Source organism: Jidongwangia harbinensis (assembly GCF_020216025.1).
In the GTDB taxonomy this organism is placed as follows: domain Bacteria; phylum Actinomycetota; class Actinomycetes; order Mycobacteriales; family Micromonosporaceae; genus Actinoplanes; species Actinoplanes harbinensis.
Genome location: NZ_JAIWNC010000011.1, coordinates 233900 through 251709, shown reverse-complemented (window position 1 = coordinate 251709; position 17810 = coordinate 233900). Strand labels below are relative to the sequence as shown.

General features: G+C 71.3%; 14 protein-coding genes. 10 read left to right on the top strand and 4 right to left on the bottom strand.

Annotated elements, in window-relative coordinates; all coding sequences use genetic code 11:
• The first annotated feature begins 90 nt into the window (after positions 1–90).
• Complete coding sequence (locus LDL48_RS17340; RefSeq protein WP_225256165.1) at positions 91–513, top strand: GNAT family N-acetyltransferase; 423 nt, start codon at positions 91–93, stop codon at positions 511–513.
• Here LDL48_RS17340 and LDL48_RS17335 read toward each other — a convergent pair.
• Positions 500–2527 carry a HelD family protein gene (locus tag LDL48_RS17335; RefSeq protein ID WP_225256164.1) on the bottom strand — a complete coding sequence of 676 codons (2028 nt, stop codon included), beginning with the start codon at positions 2525–2527 and terminating at the stop codon, positions 500–502. The two genes, LDL48_RS17340 and LDL48_RS17335, sit on opposite strands and share 14 nt — an antisense overlap.
• A gap of 237 nt (positions 2528–2764) precedes the next feature.
• On the opposite strand from LDL48_RS17335, the gene LDL48_RS17330 reads away from it, so the two are divergent.
• Entirely contained in the window at positions 2765–3616 is an 852-nt protein-coding gene (locus tag LDL48_RS17330) for a menaquinone biosynthetic enzyme MqnA/MqnD family protein (protein ID WP_225256163.1), read from the top strand.
• Between the two features lie 33 nt (positions 3617–3649).
• On the opposite strand, the gene LDL48_RS17325 is transcribed toward LDL48_RS17330, so the two are convergent.
• Complete coding sequence (locus LDL48_RS17325) at positions 3650–4594, bottom strand: aldo/keto reductase (RefSeq protein WP_225256206.1); 945 nt, start codon at positions 4592–4594, stop codon at positions 3650–3652.
• Positions 4595–4742: 148 nt separating this feature from the next.
• Here LDL48_RS17325 and LDL48_RS17320 point away from each other — a divergent pair, with 148 nt between their 5' ends.
• On the top strand, positions 4743–6338 hold the full coding sequence (locus tag LDL48_RS17320; protein WP_225256162.1) for a beta-1,3-glucanase family protein: 1596 nt from the start codon (positions 4743–4745) through the stop codon (positions 6336–6338).
• Between the two features lie 73 nt (positions 6339–6411).
• Here the strand turns inward: LDL48_RS17320 and LDL48_RS44540 are convergent, their stop codons facing one another.
• Both LDL48_RS44540 and LDL48_RS17310 read right to left on the bottom strand, forming a co-directional pair.
• Positions 6412–7242 carry an SWIM zinc finger family protein gene (locus LDL48_RS44540; protein WP_225256161.1) on the bottom strand — a complete coding sequence of 277 codons (831 nt, stop codon included), beginning with the start codon at positions 7240–7242 and terminating at the stop codon, positions 6412–6414.
• A 1-nt stretch (position 7243) separates the two neighbouring features.
• Positions 7244–10510 (bottom strand): DEAD/DEAH box helicase, encoded by a 3267-nt coding sequence (locus LDL48_RS17310; RefSeq protein ID WP_225256160.1) that lies wholly within the window; start codon positions 10508–10510, stop codon positions 7244–7246.
• A gap of 122 nt (positions 10511–10632) precedes the next feature.
• Between LDL48_RS17310 and mqnC the strand changes: the two genes are divergently transcribed.
• The 7 genes from mqnC to LDL48_RS17275 all read left to right on the top strand — a co-directional run bounded on the left by mqnC (position 10633) and on the right by LDL48_RS17275 (position 17807).
• Entirely contained in the window at positions 10633–11874 is a 1242-nt protein-coding gene (gene mqnC / locus LDL48_RS17305; RefSeq protein ID WP_225256159.1) for a cyclic dehypoxanthinyl futalosine synthase, read from the top strand.
• A gap of 1071 nt (positions 11875–12945) precedes the next feature.
• Positions 12946–14136, top strand: a complete 1191-nt coding sequence (locus LDL48_RS17300; RefSeq protein ID WP_225256158.1) for a cell wall anchor protein — start codon at positions 12946–12948, stop codon at positions 14134–14136.
• Between the two features lie 142 nt (positions 14137–14278).
• Positions 14279–14680: a hypothetical protein gene (locus LDL48_RS17295; protein ID WP_225256157.1), complete on the top strand. Its 402-nt coding sequence runs from the start codon at positions 14279–14281 to the stop codon at positions 14678–14680.
• A gap of 272 nt (positions 14681–14952) precedes the next feature.
• Positions 14953–15645 (top strand): demethylmenaquinone methyltransferase, encoded by a 693-nt coding sequence (locus LDL48_RS17290; protein ID WP_225256156.1) that lies wholly within the window; start codon positions 14953–14955, stop codon positions 15643–15645.
• 61 nt (positions 15646–15706) lie between these two features.
• Positions 15707–15964: a hypothetical protein gene (locus LDL48_RS17285; RefSeq protein ID WP_225256155.1), complete on the top strand. Its 258-nt coding sequence runs from the start codon at positions 15707–15709 to the stop codon at positions 15962–15964.
• 99 nt (positions 15965–16063) lie between these two features.
• Positions 16064–17353, top strand: coding sequence for a geranylgeranyl reductase family protein (locus tag LDL48_RS17280; RefSeq protein WP_225256154.1), 1290 nt, complete (start codon positions 16064–16066; stop codon positions 17351–17353).
• Between the two features lie 88 nt (positions 17354–17441).
• A complete protein-coding gene (locus LDL48_RS17275) occupies positions 17442–17807 on the top strand; it encodes an NADH-quinone oxidoreductase subunit A (protein WP_225256153.1) in 366 nt (121 codons plus the stop codon).
• The last annotated feature ends 3 nt before the right edge of the window (positions 17808–17810 follow it).

The window sequence follows — 17810 nt, the reverse complement described above, 5'->3', positions numbered from 1 at the left end:
GGTTTTCTTTGGTCGGGCTTAAGTGTCGATGTTCTGGCTGAACCGACGACCCTCTCCCGTCGATTGGCCCATGCGCCCTAGCATCGCGGCATGGCCGACCTGGTGCTGCGTTCCGCGGAAGCGCACGACGTGCCCGCCGTGCTCGCGTTCTGGCGGGTCGCCGCGGTGGACCGGCACCGGCCGGCGGACACCGCCGGCGCGGTCGCGACGCTGCACCTGCGTGACCCGGACGGGCTGATCCTCGCGGTGGACGGCAACGACATCGTCGGCACCGTCATCGCCGGCTGGGACGGCTGGCGCTGCCACCTGTACCGGCTGGCGGTGGCACCGGACCGCCGCCGCGAGGGCATCGGGCGGGCCCTGGTCACGGCCGCCGAGGACCGGTTCCGCATCCTCGGCGGTGGCCGGGTGGACGCCATGGTGCTGGACGACAACGCCGACGCCCACCGGATCTGGCAGGCCTGCGGCTACCGCCGCCAGGACGAGTGGTCGCGCTGGGTCAAGCCGCTGTAGCCGCCGCGGTGGAATCGCGTAACGGGCCGGGCAGCGGTTGCGCGTGCAGCACCGACAACCGGGACACCGCGCGGGTCAGCACCACGTACAGCCGGTGCAGCCCGCGCGGCTCCGCGGTCACGATGTCCGCGGGCTCGACCACGATGACGTGGTCGTACTCCAGGCCCTTGACGATCGTCGCCGGCACCACCGTGACGCGCGCCGTGGAGTCGACGTCGTCCGGTGTCGCGGTCTCCACCCCGGCGGCCGCCAGATGGGCGCGCAGCCGCCCGACCGCCCGGTCCGCCGCGATGACCGCGACCGAGCCCTCGTGCTCCAGCGCCGCGGTCACCTCGACCAGCATGGCGCCGTCCAGATCGGACGGTGCACCGACCGGCACCACGGCCAGGTCGCCGTCGCGGCGCAACGACACCGCCTCCGGCACGTCCACGTCGAGAGCCGGCAGCAGCCGGTTGGCCAGGGCGACCACCGCGGCGGGTACGCGGAACCCGACGGTCAACGGCACCACGGCCGCGTCCGGCTTGCCGAGATGGCGGAGCGTCGTGCCCCAGTCCCGGGCCGCCCACGGCGCGGTGCCCTGCGCCAGATCACCGAGCAGCGTGACGGACCCGTGCTCGCTGCGCCGGGCGATGGCCCGCGCCTGCATCGGCGACAGGTCCTGCGCCTCGTCCACCACCACGTGCCCGAAGCTGGTCTCCCGTTCCAGCAGTCCGGCCGCCTCGTCCAGCAGCACCAGGTCGGCGGCGCTGAACCGGGCCGCCTTCACGGTCCGCGGCGGCCGGGCCCAGCGCAGCGCCTCCTGCTCGGCCGCGCTCAGGAGACCGTCCGCCACCGACGGGTCGGTGAGCAGATCCACCACCAGCGCCTCCGGGGTGACCGCCGGCCACGACGCGTTCAGGAACCCGGTCACCGGCGCCACCTTGGCCATCCGGCGCAGCCAGCCCTCGCCCGGCGAGTTCCCGGTGCGGTACTCCGACTGCCGCTGCAGCAGGGCCACCACCCGGGCCTGGACCCGCTCCCGCCCGACCGCGTACGGCAGCCCTTCCCGGCGCGCCTCGTCCACGATCCGGCGCAGCGGCTCGGCGTCGATCCGCCACCGGTACGAGCCGTCCGACACCATGATCGGCTCGGTCGGCTTGCGCAACCGTCCCCAGAGCGCCCGGGCCAGCACCTCGGCCATCCGCGGATCGTGCTTGAGCAGCGCCGCCTCCGCGCTGTCCGTGCCGCGCACCGGCGCCCGGGCGATCAGATCGTCGATCGTCGCCTGCTGCACCTCGACCTCGCCCAGGGCGGGCAGCACGGCGGAGATGTAGGACAGGAACGCGGAGTTCGGCCCCACCACCAGCACGCCCGACCGGCGCAGCCGCTCCCGGTGCAGATAGAGGAGGTACGCCGCCCGGTGCAGCCCGACCGCGGTCTTGCCGGTGCCCGGCGCCCCCTGGACGCAGATCGAGTCGTCCAGCTCGGCCCGGACCAACTCGTCCTGTTCCGGCTGGATGGTGGCCACGATGTCGCGCATCGGCCCGACCCGTGGGCGTTCGATCTCGGCGGTCAGGATCCGGCTCTTCGTGCCGAGTTCCTCGCCGCGGTCCAGGTGCTCGTCCTCGAAGCTGGTCAGCTCGCCGCGGACGAAGCCGAACCGGCGCCGGGTCGTGACGCCCTGCGGGTCGCGGACGCTCGCCCGGTAGAACGACCGGGACAGCGGTGCCCGCCAGTCCAGCACCATCGGTTCACCGGCGTCGTCCGTGACGTGCCGCCGGCCGACGTGGTACGCCGTCTCGTCGATGTCCAGCCGGCCGAAGAAGAGCGGGGTGGTCGGGTCGTCGGCGAGCTCGGCGACCCGGCGGGACAGGGTGCGTCCGAGCGCCTCCGCGCCGTACGCGTCGCCGGCCACGTCGGCGCCGGTGGAGTAGAGCGCTTCCGCGCGGCCCCGCATGCGGCGCAGGGCGGCCCGGGAGGCGGTCAGGTGGGTGCGTTCGGAGGTTAGCTCGGTGTCGAGGTCGGGTGCGGGCACGCTGACTTCCTTATCGGGTCACCTGCTGCTCGCTCGCGTATCCGGGACCGGATGGCCGGCCGCTCGGCGCGGGGACGTCCGCTACGGTGCCGTTTCACCGCGGCCGTCAAGCGGCCAACCACGTTACCCACCGAGGCCCGTCCGCTCCACCCATTTACCAGGTGCCGGACCGCGGTGTGGGACACGCGACTCGGCGCCGCCGGGCCGGAACGCGCTTCCCGGCGCTAGCGTCGGGGGATGAGCGACAGCGTCCAGCGGCCCCGGGTCGGGCACATCCAGTTCCTCAACTGCCTGCCCATCTACTGGGGGCTGATGCGTTCCGGCGCGCTGCTCGACGTCGATCTGCGCAAGGACACCCCGGACCGGCTCAACGCCGCCCTGGTCGCCGGCGACCTCGACATCGGCCCGATCTCGCTGGTCGAATACCTCCGCCACGCCGACGAGCTGGTGCTGCTGCCCGATCTGGCGGTCGGCAGCGACGGCCCGGTGCTGTCCGTCAACCTGGTCTCCACCCGCCCCCTGGCCGAGCTGAACGGCCGCCCGGTGGCGCTGGGCTCCACCTCGCGAACCGGCGTGCTGCTCGCCCAGATGCTGCTCGCCGAGCGGTACGGCGCCGAGCCCCGGTACTTCCGGTGCCCGCCCGATCTGGCCCAGATGCTGATGGAGGCGGACGCCGCGGTGCTGATCGGCGACCCGGCGCTGCGGGCCATGCACGAGGCCCCGGTCCACGGCCTGCAGGTCACCGACCTGGCCGAGGCGTGGAAGGAGTGGACCGGCCTGCCGATGGTGTTCGCGGTCTGGGCGGCCCGCAGGGACTTCGCCGAGGCCAACCCGGGTGCGGTGAAGGACGTGCACGAGGCGTTCCAGCGGTCGCGCGACCTGTGCCTGGGCGAGCTGAACGAGGTCGCCGAGGCGGCCGCGCGGTGGGAGCCGTTCGCGGCCGAGACGCTGGCGACCTACTTCCGGGCGTTGGACTTCTCGCTGGGGGAGCGGCAGATCGCCGGCCTGCGGGAGTTCGCGCGGCGCGCCGCGGCCCGCGGCGAAGCCCCGGCCCTCCCGGCCGCGGGGCCCGCCTTCGCCGAGGTCTGACCCGCCCCGCCCTGCGGGGCGGAGCGGGATGGGTTAGGGGAGGAGGGCGTCGAGGGCGGCTACGTCGGCCGTGGTGAGTTGCCAGGTGGCGGCGGCTGCGTTCGCGTGCACCTGGTCGGGGGTGGTGGCGCCGGCGATCACGCTGGTCACGGCCGGTCGGGCGGCCAGGCCGGCGATCGCCACGTCGAGGAGGCTGTGGCCGCGTTCGGCGCCGTACTCGGTGAGGGCCTCGATGGTGTCCCAGTCGGCGCCGTCCAGCCAGCGCTGGTAGCGGGGCAGCGACAGCCGGGTCCCCTCGGCCGGCGTCTCGCCGCGCCGGTACTTGCCGCTCAGCAGGCCGCTGTCCAGCGGGAAGAACGGCAGCAGGCCCAGCCCGAAGTGCTCGCACGCGGGCACGACCTCGGCCTCCACCTCGCGGTGCAGCAGGCTGTACTGGTTCTGCGCGCTGATGAACGGGGTCAGGCCGCTCGCCCGCGCCGTCCAGTCGGCGTCCGCGATCTGCCAGCCGGTGAAGTTCGAGTTGCCCAGGTACCGCACCTTGCCGCTGCGGACCAGGTCGTCCAGGGCGGCGAGGGTCTCGTCGATCGGGGTTGCCGGGTCCGGCTCGTGCATCTGGTAGAGGTCGAGATGGTCGGTCTCGAGCCGGCGCAGCGATGCTTCCACGGCGCGCACGATGTACCGCCGGGAGCCGCGGGCGCCGAAGTCGTTGCCGTTGATCCCCTCCATGTCCATGCCGAACTTGCTGGCCAGCACGATCTCGTCGCGCCGGCCCTTGAGCGCCGCGCCCAGGCACTCCTCGGAGGCGCCGTGCGGGGTGCCGTAGATGTCGGCGGTGTCGAACAGGGTGATGCCGGCGTCGAACGCGGCGTCCACCACCGCGCGGGTGCCGTCGGCGTCCAGTTTCCGGCCGAAATTGTTGCAGCCGATGCCGACCACCGACACCACGAGGCCGGAGTTGCCGAGTCGGCGGTAGCTCATTCCACTCATGGCCCGAGACTATGCCGTCGACCCGCTGCGTAATATCCCGGCAATACATCAGTCATAGTCTATTGACACACGTTGTTAACAGTACGATTCTGTGAGAGCGCTCTCCCGAGCCGTCCCCCCTCGGAACTGAGGAGCTCACGTGCGTACTCGAAGAAGGCTCTTCCCCGCCCTCGCCGCCCTGCTCGCCGCGGTGCCGGTGGCCCTGTCCGCCACCCCGGCGCAGGCCGTCGGCCCGGCCCTGCTGCCGGTCACGGTCGCCAACAACACCGGCCGCGGCGACGCGGTCCACCTCTATGTGATCGGCATCCAGCTCTCCAGCGGCCGCCTCGGGTACGTCAACCAGGGCGGCACCTTCATCCCGTGGACCGGCGGCGCCCTCCCACCGGCCCCGGCGCCGGACGCGTCCATCCCCGGTCCGGGCAACGGCGGCAGCGCCACGATCCAGTTCCCCCGCGGATTCTCCGGCCGGGTCTACTTCTCGTTCGGCGAGAAGCTCAAGTTCTTCCTGACCCCGGACGGCCTGGTGCAACCCGCGCCCTGGTCGCCCGGCGACGCGAACCGCGACATCCTGTTCGACTGGAGCGAGTTCACCTACAACGACTCCGGTCTGTGGCTGAACAGCTCGCAGGTGGACATGTTCGCGGTGCCGCACGCGGTCACCGTGACCGGTGCCAACGGCGCCACCCGGCGCACCGGCGACGTGGTGAACAACGGCCGCAACGCGATCATCGACGGCATCCGCGCACAGTCCGGATGGGCCAACACTGTCCATACCCGGTCCGACGGCACCGTGCTGCGCGTACTGGCACCGGGCAAGGCGGCCGGCGCGGGCCTGCTCAGCGCGAACTACCTGGACTCGTACATCGCCTCGGCGTGGAACGCGTACACCACCAAGACGCTGACCGTGGTGCCGTTCGGGGACCAGCCGAACACCCGCTACTTCGGGCGTACCTCCGGCAACGTCATGCGTTTCACCAACAGCGCCGGGCAGCAGGTGGCGCAGTTCAACCGGCCGTCCTCGGCCAGCGTCTGGGGCTGCGACGGCGACCTGCCCGCACCGAACGACCAGGTGGTCGGCCCGATCTCCCGGACGCTGTGCGCCGCGCTGAACCGGGGCACGCTGGGCACGATCGACACCCAGCCGAGCACCAACGCGGCCGAGTTCTACCGCAGCAACCCGACCAACCAGTACGCCCGCGTCATCCACCAGAACATGGCGGACGGCAAGGCGTACGCGTTCGCGTTCGACGACGTCGGCGCGTTCGAATCGCTGGTGCACGACGGCGACCCCCGCGCTGCCGGAGTGATCCTCAGCCCGTTCGGCACCGGCGGCGGCGGGCCGCAGCCGGGCACCGGGTCTCCGCTGATCAGCAACTGGAACAACAAGTGCGTCGACGTGCCCGGTGCCAACTTCGTCGACCGCGCGCCGCTGCAGATGTACACCTGCAACAACACCAACGCGCAGCGGTGGACGTTCGACGGCAACGCGGTGAAGAGCGAGAACAACAAGTGCCTGGACGTCGACGGCGGCGCGACCGGCAACAGCGCGGTGGTCCAGCTCTACACGTGCAACGGCAGCGGGGCGCAGCAGTTCGCCCTGAACGGATCCGGTGACCTGGTGAACCTGGCGGCCAACCGGTGCGTGGACATCAAGGACTGGAACGCCGGCGACGGCGCGCGGCTCCAACTCTGGGACTGTGGCGGCTCGGCGAACCAGAAGTGGCGCCGGGGCTGACCCGGCACTGACCGCGGAAGCGGGCCGGCTCGCACCCCCGGCCCGCTTCCGGCCGGCCCGGCGCCCGGTGCCCTCAGGCGTCGGGCGCCGCGGCCAGGTCGCGGTACGCCGGGCGCAGCAGGTCGACCAGCGGGATGTGCCGGACCCGGACCGGTGGCGCATCCAACGCGCGCAGCAGCAACTCGGGCGGCGTGGCGACCCGGGCCGGCCGTTCGCGCAGGCGGCTGAGCGAGATGCCGGGGGAGTAGTAGTCGGCGAGCCGGTCCGCCAGCGCCTCCTCCTCGACGGCGAGCGGATCGAACTCCTCGGCCGGTTCGGGCATGCCGCGCAGCGCGGACAGCAGTTGTTCCCGGTCCCGGCCGCGCCACGCGAGCACCAGGAACGGGTCGTCGTCGAACGCCTCGGCCAGCACGTACAGCACCGCGGAGACGTGCTTGCACGGCACACTCCAGTCCGGGCAGCTGCAGCGCATGTCGAGGGCGGACGGGAAGAGCGGCAGGTCCAGCCCCGCGAAGACGTCGACGATCTCGTGCGGCATGTCGCCGGCCAGCAGCGCGGCCCGGTACAGCGCCTGGGACGCCAGCGCCTGCGACGCCACCGTCCACTGGGCGTCGTCGTACGCGGCGATGTCGATCGTCACGAGATACGGGTCGGGCCGCGAACCCTGGACCTGCCCGGTCACCCGGCCCGGCGTGAGAACGAAGTCGATGACCTGCCCCTTGCGCGCGTACGTCCGGCCGCGCGCCAACCGCCCGCCGTCGCACACCTGCTCCAGGATGTCGACGAAGCGCCGGGACCACCACTGCTCGCCGATCTTGCCGCGTTTCGCGCGCACCGCGATGCCGCCGTCCACCCGGATCGGCTGCCCGCCCTCGAAATAGCGCCCGTCGGGATCCACCGGCACGTCAGCCCACCGCCACCGGGTCGAGCGAGAACAGCTCGCGCAGCTGATCGGTGTTCAGGTCGGTCACCCAGTCCTCGCCGGTCCCGACCACGGAGGACGCCAGCGCCTTCTTCCGCTCGATCATCGCGTCGATCTTCTCCTCCAGCGTGCCGGTGCAGATGAACTTGCGCACCTGCACGTCGCGCGACTGTCCGATGCGGAACGCCCGGTCGGTCGCCTGGTCCTCGACCGCCGGATTCCACCACCGGTCGAAGTGGACCACGTGGTTGGCTGCGGTCAGGTTCAGGCCGGTGCCGGCCGCCTTCAGCGAGAGCAGGAACAGCATCGGCTCGTCGTCGGTCTGGAACCGCTCGACCAGCTCGTCCCGCTTGGCCTTGGACAATCCACCGTGGAGCCACAGCACCGGGCGTTCCAGATGCGCCGACAGATAGGGCTGCAGCATGGTGCCGAACTCGGCGTACTGGGTGAAGATCAGTGCCTTGTCGCCGTCGGCGATGATCTCCTCGGCCAGTTCCTCCAGCCGGGCCAGCTTGCCGGACCGCCCGGGCAGCCGGGAACCGTCCTTCAGCAGATGGGCGGGATGGTTGCAGACCTGCTTGAGCTTCGTCATCGCGGCGATCACGTTGCCGCGCCGCTGAATGCCCTCGCTGCCCTCGATGACGGCCATCATGTCCTCGACCACGGCCTGGTACAGCGTCGCCTGCTCGGCGGTGAGCGTGCACCACACCTTCATCTCGTTCTTCTCCGGCAGATCCGAGATGATCGACTTGTCCGTCTTCAGGCGGCGGAGCACGAACGGCCCGGTCGCCCGCTTCAGCGCTGCGGTGGCATCCGCGTCCTGGCGTACCTCGATCGGCTCCTGGAACCGCCGCCGGAACCGTTTCGCGGAACCGAGCAGCCCCGGATTGCAGAACTCCATGATCGACCACAGTTCGGCGAGGTGGTTCTCCACCGGCGTACCCGTCAACGCCAGCCGGGTCCGCGCCGGGATCGCGCGGACCGCCTGCGCCTGCCGCGTCCCGCTGTTCTTGATCGCCTGCGCCTCGTCGCAGGCCACCCGGCCCCACTCCAGGTCGCGCAGCGCACCCAGATCGCGCAGCGCCGTGCCGTAGGTGGTGACGACCAGATCCGCCTCGGCCACCGCATCGCGGAACTCGTCGTCCCGCTTGCGGGTGCCGCCGTGATGGACGTACACCCGTAGGCTCGGCGCGAAGCGCGCCGCCTCCTTGTGCCAGTTGCTGACCAGCGACATCGGGCAGATGAGCAGGGTAGGCGCCGGCCGCGCGCCGTCGGCCCGCTCCGCGAGCAGCAACGACAACGTCTGCGCGGTCTTGCCGAGGCCCATGTCGTCGGCCAGGATGCCGCCCAGGCCCAGCCGGGCCAGGAAGTGCAACCAGGACAAACCGCGTTCCTGGTACGGCCGGAGCGTGCCCTGGAAACTCGTCGGCGTCGCCACCGGGCTGAGCCGGTCGGCCGCCTCCCCGGACAGCAGGTCGCCGAGCATGCCGTCCGCGTCCACCTCGACCAGCGGCAGATCCTCGTCACCGCCGTCCACCACCTGCTGGAGCACCTCGGCCGCGGTGACCTCGCCCTCGCGACGGCGGCCGACCGCCTTCAGTGCCGCCTTCAGCTGCCGCTCGTCCAGCTCGACCCACTGTCCGCGGACCCGGACCAGCGGCACCTTGAGCCGGGCCAGCTCGGCCAGCTCGTCGGCGCTCACCGTGCCGTCGCCGATCACCAGGTCGATGCGGAACTCCACCAACTCGTCGAGACCGAAGCCGGAGTCCGCAACCGCACGCGAGGACGTACCCTTCGCCCGGGTCCGGGTGGTGAGCTTGAGCCCCACCCCCTTGCGACCGGCCCAGGCCGGCAACTGCACGCCGAAGCCGGCGGCCTGCAGCAGCGGCGCGGCCTGCCGGAGGAACTCGTGCGCCTCCGCGGTGTCCAGCGTCATCGCCGCCGGTTCCGGTTCGAGCAGCGCGACGTGCAGCAGCGGGAACAGCCGGACCGCCCGGCCCAGCCCGGCCAGCAGCGTCTCGTCCGGGCGGGGCGGCAGGCCCGGGAAGCGGGCACCGGCCCAGACGTCCTCGGCCGGAAGGTACAGCGCGGAGTCCTCGGCCGACTGCAGCGCGAACTCCAGCCGCCACTCGTCCTCGCCCGGCATGGGTTCGACCAGGCGGAAGCTCACCCGGATCGGCCCGTTGGCGTCGTTGGCCGCCCGCATCCAGTCGTCCAGGGCGCGGCGCAGGTCGGCGACGTCCGCCGGCCGGGCGCCGGGCAGCGTGGGGTCCGGTGCGGTGAGCGCGGCCACCCAGCGGTCCGGCAGCGGCGCCTTCGGCCCCGGCCGGTGGCCCAGCAGCAGCCGCTCCGGCATGATCGCCCGGGCCGCCGCGTCGACCAGCGTCTGCAGCGCATCCCGCAGCGTGGCCTGCACCCCGGCCGGTCCGCCCATCCCGGCCGGTCCGCCCATCCCGGCCGGTCCGCCCATCCCGGCCGGTCCGCCCATCCCGGCCGGCCCGTCCACCACGGCTTGCGCGCCTGCCCTGGCTTGCGCGCCTGCCCTGGCTTGCGCGCCTGCCCTGGCTTGCGCGCCTGCCCTGGCTTGCGCGCCTGCCCTGGCCGGCGGGCCTACGGTGCCGGTCGGGGTCGGGGTCGGGGTCGGTGGCTCGGCCGGCACCACGGCGCGGCAGACCGGTGGCATGGCGGCCGCGAAGTCGCGGTAAACGGCCGCGTCGCCGCCGGTCAGCACCGGTCGCCAGCGGGCCGCCGGCTCGCCGGCCTCGGTCACCAGCTGTGGCAGCATCCGGCCGCGGCGGGCCAGGTCGCACGCCTGGCCGGCGAGCACGCACAGGTAACGCAGGGAGGCCGCCGCGGTCCACGGCCCGTCCGGGTCCGGCTCGGCCAGCGCGCCGAGCGCCGCCATCGCCGCGTCCGCCGGGACCAGCAGGGCGGGCGTCGTCCAGTCGTCCAGGCGTACTCCCCGGGCCGGGGTCTCGCTGCCCGTCTCCGGGGACGGCAACGGGCCCCGGGCCGTGCTCGGCAGCCGCAGGGTCAGCTGCGCCGCCACGGCGTCGGCCAGCGCGTCGCGCACGTCGTCGGACGAGCCGGTCAGCGCGGCGGCCAGCGCCGGCGCCGGGACCGCGAACGGATGCGGGCGCCGCCGTGCCCGCGACCCGGTCACCGCCGGCAGCGCGGGATCCTCGGCCCACAGCGCCAGCCGGCCCGGTCCACCGGCTCCCGGCACCCAGCCGCCGTGTACGACCTGCACTGTCCCCCCATCCCACGAACCCGCGTCGAGACTAACGAGCACCTATGACATTCCGCCGCGGCGCCATGGTCGGTGACCCGCGCCGCTGACGGCCGGGCGGATCGGGACGTACGCTTCAGATCGTGACGGCGAACCCGGTGATCGACAGCATCCTCCAGCGCGGCGCGGACGGCGGGCGGATCACGCCCGAGGAGGCGCTGCTGCTCTATACGGACGCGCCCTTCCACGCCCTGGGCGAGGCGGCCGACGCGGTCCGCCGCCGGCGTCACCCGGACGGCATCGTCACCTACCTGATCGACCGCAACATCAACTACACGAACGTGTGCGTCACGGCGTGCAAGTTCTGCGCCTTCTACCGGGCGCCGAAGCACGCCGAGGGCTGGTCGCATCCGATGGAGGAGATCCTGCGGAGGTGCGGCGAGGCGGTCGAACTCGGCGCCACCCAGGTGATGCTGCAGGGCGGACACCACCCGGACTACGGCGTGGAGTATTACGAGACGCTGTTCGCCACGGTCAAGCAGGCGTACCCGCAGCTCGCCATCCACTCGATCGGTCCCAGCGAGATCCTGCACATGGCCAAGGTGTCGGGCGTCTCGATCGAACAGGCGATCCTGCGGATCAAGGCGGCCGGGCTGGACTCGATCGCGGGCGCGGGCGCGGAGATGCTGCCGGACCGGCCGCGGAAGGCGATCGCTCCGCTCAAGGAGACCGGCGCGCGGTGGTTGGAGGCCATGGCGGTCGCCCACCGCAACGGCCTGAGTTCCACGGCCACGATGATGATGGGTACGGGCGAGACGAACGCCGAGCGCATCGAGCACATCCGGATGATCCGCGACGTGCAGGACCTGGCCGTGGCGAACGGTTACCGGGACCTGCCGGTCGAGGAGTCGCACACCGTCGGCGGCTTCCGGGCCTTCATCCCGTGGACGTACCAGCCGGAGAACAACCACCTGAAGGGGCGGACCCAGGCCACCAGCCTGGAGTACCTGCGCTTCGTGGCGGTGTCCCGGCTGTTCTTCGACAACGTGTCGCACCTGCAGGCGTCGTGGCTGACCACCGGCAAGGACGTCGGTCAGCTGGCGCTGCACATGGGCGTGGACGACCTCGGCTCGATCATGCTGGAGGAGAACGTGATCTCCTCGGCGGGCGCCCGGCACCGGTCCAACCTGCACGAGCTGATCGGCATGATCCGCACCGCCGACCGGATCCCGGCGCAGCGCGACACCCTGTACCGGCATCTGGCGGTGCACCACACTCCCGCCGACGACCCGACCGACGAGCGGGTGGTCTCGCACTTCTCGTCGATCGCCATGCCGGGCGGCGGGGCCGGGCGGACGGAGCTTCCGCTGGTGGAGTCGCGCTGAGGCGTCCGCGGTTCGTCATCCCGGAGCCGTCCGAGAACCGGGCCATGCGCGGGGCCGGGTGACGTCGCGCTGGTCTTTGGGCGACATGCGGCTTCTGGTCGATAAGCGGCCTTACTGCTGCTCCCCGATGCGGCTCTATTGCGGCGCTGGCCTCGTCCGGCGGGCCACTCTGCCCGATATGCGGCTTGCTTAGACCAGATCTGGGGGTCCTATATGAGTTGGATCTTGCGGGCTGCCAGATCTTGGAGGCACGGCGCAGATCTTGGAGGGCGCGGGCGCAGATCTTGGAGGCGCGAGCGCAGATCTTGGAGGGCGCGGGCGCAGATCTTGGAGGCGCGAGCGCAGATCTTGGAGGCGCGGGCACAGATCTTGGAGGCGCGGTCAGATCTTGGAGCGGGCTGGCCCGTCTGGGGGCGTTGCGGCGCCAAGATTCGCCCATGCCGCCAAGATCTCGCCTACTCAAGGCCGCATAACGGGCAAAGCTGCGTGCTCGACACCGCCGGAGCCGGGAAAGGCCGCATTCGGGCAGCGATGGTCGCCGGCTCGTGGATCCCCCGCGACTTTTCGGCATCCCGCCCGTGTGCGTGACGATGGTGTGGAGTTTCGGGTGCGCGGCGTGCCGTAACTCCGGGGCTCGCGTGATCGGGGTGGTGCGTAGCGCGCCAGTACTCCGCAAGCCATGCCCAGGTGTCCGCCCTCGCGCGCAGGTGAACCGATGAGAGCTCGACGCCGTACTCCTGTCCGGGACGGATAAAAGGCCGGGCGAGTGGAAGTCCCGGCGTAGCGCCAAGTCGTGGAGACACCCGAGCGCGCACCGCTCCGAGGCACCGCGAGTCACCGCCTGGTGGCCCTCCGAGGCGCCGCCGATGACCGTTCGGTCCAACGTCTCGGTGGCCGTTCGGGTGATCCGCCATGTCTTAAGGCCTGGTTAAGCGCCGCAGGGATCGGGCATATCGGCTCTTCGATGGATCAATCGAAGAGCTTGGCACGTCTTCGGGGTCGCGCACCAGCAAGATCACTCGCTAACCTGCCCGCTCTAGATATCATCCGTCCCACGGGGAGCCCCCTTTCATGTCGTTGCGTAACCTCACGCGCGCATCTGCCACGGCTGTGCTGGCCGCCGGTGCGCTTGCCCTCTCCGCGACCCCGGCGCTCGCCGCCGACGTCGACTTCGGGCTGAACCTGACCGGCACCACCATCGCGGCCGACGCCACCGGCAAGCTCGGCATGGTCGCCGTCACCAACCACGGCACCACGACGCCGAAGGCCGTCAACGTCATCTTCGACGCCTCCAAGGTGGACGACTCGAAGATCGAGATCTACATCGACGACGAATGCCAGTTCGACGAGAACGACATCGCCGTCTGTGGCATCGACTCCGAGTTCATCCCGGGCCCCGGCAAGACCACCGAGCTCGCCGTGCCGCTGACCCGGCAGGACGGCGCCAGTGGTGCGGCCGGCAAGCTGACCATCAAGGTCGAGGTCGAGGGCGACAGCAACAAGGCCAACGACAGCAAGACGGTCAACGTCAACGTCGGCGGCAACGGCGTCGACCTGGGCGTCTACGCCCCCGACGTGACCGGCGTCGACCAGCAGACCGGCGAGCCCAACGACAAGGACGTCAAGCCGGGCGAGGTCGCCGTGGTCTGGGCCTACGTGTGGAACCGGGGCGACCGGATCGCCGACGGCCTGCGCGTGGAGGTGCAGCTGCCGAAGAACGTCGTCTTCGCCGACAAGGAGCAGGGCTGCAAGTACGCGGGGGACAACCGCAGCGTCCGGTGTGACTACAAGGACTTCTCGCTGCTGCCCGAGGACGTCACCGGTGGCCCGAGCGAGGAGTCGAGCACCGGGTTCTTCTTCCCGGTGCAGGTCTCCGCGGACGCCAAGGGCCCGGTCGCGCTCAAGGGTGGCGAGGTCACCATCAACGCGCTCGAGCAGTCCGCCGTGCAGGCCGGCAACAAGAAGTCCAAGCGCAAGTCGGTGCGCCCGGCCAACGCCCGGCCGCTGACCTCGGCGCAGGCCGCCAAGGACGTCGACGCCACCGACAACACCGACCCGTTCGCGGTGCTGGTTGCCGGCGGCACCAGCACCGGCGGCAGCGGTGCCGGCGACGGTGACGACGACCCGAGCCTGCCCGTGACCGGTCCGGTCGCGGCCACGGTCGGCGGCGTCGGCGTGGCCGCGCTGGTCCTCGGTGCGTTCCTGTTCGTCACGGCGCGCCGTCGCCGGGTCGTCCTGGTGGCCCCGGGCGACGAGAAGTAAGCATCACCCGCACGGCGGCCCGGCACCCGATGGGTGCCGGGCCGCCGTACGTTGCGGCGCGGTTGAGCGCCGCAGGGACACTGGCGGCATGGGGCATCGTCGATGGGCCGGGGTGCCACGTCGCATCCGGATTACCGTTGCGGTGACGGTGGCGGTGTTCGCATACGGCACGGCGGTTCACGTCGGGCAGCTGCTCATCGGCGGGCTCGACCCGTACCCGTCGATGCCCGCATGGCTGGCCGGCTACTTCGTCGCGCTCACCATCGCGGACCCTGCCACGGCCCTCCTGCTGGCGTTTCGCCGCATTGAAGGGCTGGTGCTGGCGTGCCTGGTCCTCGCGACTGACGCTCTCGCGAATGCGTACGCCAACTATGCGGTCGACCAGGCCGGCGGTGTCACCCCCGGGCGCGTCGGACAGGCCGTGATCACCTTGCTGACCGCGGCGCTGCTCATGAGGGCTCCGGCGATTGCGCCGTGGCTCCGGCGGCGGCCAAGCCCATCGGCGTCGCGAAGCCAGTCCCCAAGGCCCCCTGAGGGGTGGTAGTGGGCCGTTCGGACGGGTCGGGGTCCACCCCCGGAACAGGGGGTGGTTGCTCCTCGGTAACGAGCGGCGCGACTCTCTGTACCCGGGTGTTTCTGCTGGTTAGGTTGCCTGCGTAACACCTCGTACCTCGCATACGTCGCCAGCTGCCATCAGCGCCGGCGACGGCTTCGGACCCGACCGATGGCGGTCGTATATATAGAGCACCAGGCGCGGGCGGGATGGTCACCATCCCGCCCGCGTTATTTGTGCCCTCCAGTGGCAGAGTGGCAGGCGTGACGCGAGCCGATCTGGACAAGCAGCCGCGCGAGGTCGCCGAGATGTTCGACGGCGTGGCCGAGCGGTACGACCTGACCAACACCGTCCTGTCGTTCGGCCAGGACCGGGGCTGGCGCCGGGCCACCCGGGCGGCGTTGGCGCTGCGGCCCGGCGAGCGGGTGCTGGACGTCGGGGCCGGGACCGGGGTGTCGACCGAGGAGCTGGGTCGCTCCGGCGCCTTCGCGGTCGGCGCCGACCTGTCCATCGGCATGTTGCGGACCGGGCGCCGGATCCGATCCGTCCCGCTGGTCGGTGGCGACGCCCTGCACCTGCCGTTCCCGGACGGCGCGTTCGACGCGGTGACGATCTCCTTCGCGCTACGCAACGTGGTGGACACCGGCGCCGCGTTGCGTGAGCTGGCGCGGGTCACCCGGTCGGGTGGCCGGCTGGTGGTGTGCGAGTTCAGCCATCCCACGAGCGCCCCGTTCCGGACGGTCTACCTGCAGTATCTGATGCGTTCGCTGCCGGCCGTCGCGCGTGCGGTGGCCAGCAACCCGGATGCGTACGTCTATCTGGCCGAATCGATCCGCGCCTGGCCGGACCAGGCCGGTCTGGCCGCCCGGATCGCCGGGTCGGGGCCGTGGGACCGGGTGGGCTGGCGCAATCTCACCGGTGGTGTGGTGGCGCTGCACCGGGCCACCCGGCGTTAGGGGCGGGTGAAAAATCCGGTTCCGGCGCGAGGGCCTTCGCGAAAGTGCTTAAGTCGCCCGTATGGGGACAATCGGTCAACTGGACGACACCGACATCGACCTGGCGATCGACGAGCGGGACGAGGGCGAACGTCGCGCGCTGGAGCTGGCCAACCGGATCCGCCTGGTCGCCGCGGAGGACCCGGCGCGCGCCCAGGAGTTGGTGGATGAGCTGATCGTCGCGCTTGATCAGGCGCTGGGCGGTACGTTTCGGGAACACCTGGACGGAGCCGCCCGAGGGGTCGCAGAGCGGGCATTGGCGCGGAGTTTGACCAGTTAGGGTTCCCTAACCCTCAACCGCTTCGATGGCCGCCATAGACTCCGACCTGGGCTGGCTTGTGAACCGTTTCACGAGCCCGCGCGAGACGGAGGTGAGGCCGTGCACGAGCAGCACACGCCCGTTGCCGACGAGGCCGACGTGATCGTCGTCGGGGCGGGGCCGGGCGGTTCCGCGACGGCTTACCACATGGCCCGGCACGGGCTCCGCGTCCTCCTGTTGGAGAAGACCGAGTTCCCGCGCGAGAAGGTCTGCGGCGACGGACTCACGCCGCGCGCCACCCGCCAGCTGATCCGGATGGGCATCGACACCTCCGAGAAGGCGGGCTGGCTGCAGAACAAGGGCCTCCGGGTGATCGGCGGCGGGGTACGCCTGGAACTCGACTGGCCGGAACTCGCCAGCTTCCCCAGCTACGGCCTGGTGCGCACCCGCCTGGACTTCGACGACATGCTCGCCAAGCGGGCCGCCGAGGCCGGTGCGGTGCTGCTGACCAACGTGAACGTCACCGGCCCGGTGCTGGACGACGACGGTCACGCCATCGGCGTGTTCGCCAAGGTCGGCCCCGGCAAGGAGTCCGTTCAGTATCGGGCGCCGCTGGTCGTGGCGGCGGACGGCGTGTCCGGCAAGCTGCCGCTGGCCATGGGCCTGACCAAGCGCGACGACCGCCCGCTCGGCGTCGCGGTCCGGCGCTACTACCACTCGCCGGTCCGGGCCGACGACGACTACCTGGAGTCCTGGCTCGAGCTGCGCAGCGCGCAGGACCGGAACGTGCTGCTGCCCGGGTACGGCTGGATCTTCGGCATGGGCGACGGCCGGGTGAACGTCGGCCTGGGCATCCTGAACTCGTCCGACGCGTTCGGCAAGACCAACTACCGGGCGCTGCTCACCGACTGGCTGGGCACCACGCCGGCCGAGTGGGGCATGCGCGACGAGACCAACGCGGACGGGCCGATCCTGGGCGCGGCGCTGCCCATGGGTTTCAACCGGGTGCCGCACTACACGCGCGGCGTCCTGCTGGTCGGCGACTCCGGTGGCATGGTCAACCCGATGAACGGTGAGGGCATCGCGTACGCGATGGAGTCCGGCGAGCTGGCCGCCGAGGTGGCGGTGCAGGCGCTGGCGCGTCCGGCCGGTGCCGACCGGGAGCGGGCGCTGCAGGCGTACCCGGCGGAACTGAAGATCCGGTTCGGGGGGTATTACCGCCTCGGCGGGGTATTCGTGAAGCTCATCGGAAAGCCCGAGATCATGCGGATCGCCACCAAGCACGGGATGCCGCACCCGACGCTGATGCGTTTCGTACTGAAACTGCTGGCCAACCTGACCGACCCGCGCGGCGGGGACGCCATGGACCGGGTCATCAATGGTTTGACGAAGGTAGCGCCCGCGGTATGAGCACCACAGACGCCCAGGACACCCCGGTCGACGCAAGGCGAAACCGGATCAATAGTGTGAACCGGCTAACAGTCGAGCAGGAGAGAAGATGACGATCAATCCGTACGTCCCGATCGTCGGGCTTTTGATCCTCGGGGCGCTCTTCGCCTTGTTCTCGGTGTCCATCGCGCCGATCGTGGGTCCCAAGCGGTACAACCGCGCGAAGCTCGAAGCGTACGAATGCGGTATCGAGCCGGCGCCGCAGCCGATCGGCGGCGGCCGCTTCCCGGTCAAGTTCTACCTGACCGCGATGCTCTTCATCATCTTCGACATCGAGACCATCTTCCTCTACCCGTGGGCCGTGTCCTTCGAGGCGCTCGGCCTGTTCGGGTTCGTGGAGATGGTCCTCTTCATCGTCACCGTCTTCATCGCCTACACGTACGTGTGGCGGCGTGGCGGCCTGAACTGGGACTGAGCT

Excerpts from the sequence above, each read along its gene's own strand:
- LDL48_RS17340 (WP_225256165.1), top strand. The coding sequence starts at position 91 with ATGGCCGACCTGGTGCTGCGTTCCGCGGAAGCGCACGACGTGCCCGCC.
- LDL48_RS17330 (WP_225256163.1), top strand. The coding sequence starts at position 2,765 with ATGAGCGACAGCGTCCAGCGGCCCCGGGTCGGGCACATCCAGTTCCTC.
- LDL48_RS17325 (WP_225256206.1), bottom strand. The coding sequence starts at position 4,594 with ATGAGCTACCGCCGACTCGGCAACTCCGGCCTCGTGGTGTCGGTGGTC.
- LDL48_RS17300 (WP_225256158.1), top strand. The coding sequence starts at position 12,946 with ATGTCGTTGCGTAACCTCACGCGCGCATCTGCCACGGCTGTGCTGGCC.
- LDL48_RS17285 (WP_225256155.1), top strand. The coding sequence starts at position 15,707 with ATGGGGACAATCGGTCAACTGGACGACACCGACATCGACCTGGCGATC.
- LDL48_RS17275 (WP_225256153.1), top strand. The coding sequence starts at position 17,442 with ATGACGATCAATCCGTACGTCCCGATCGTCGGGCTTTTGATCCTCGGG.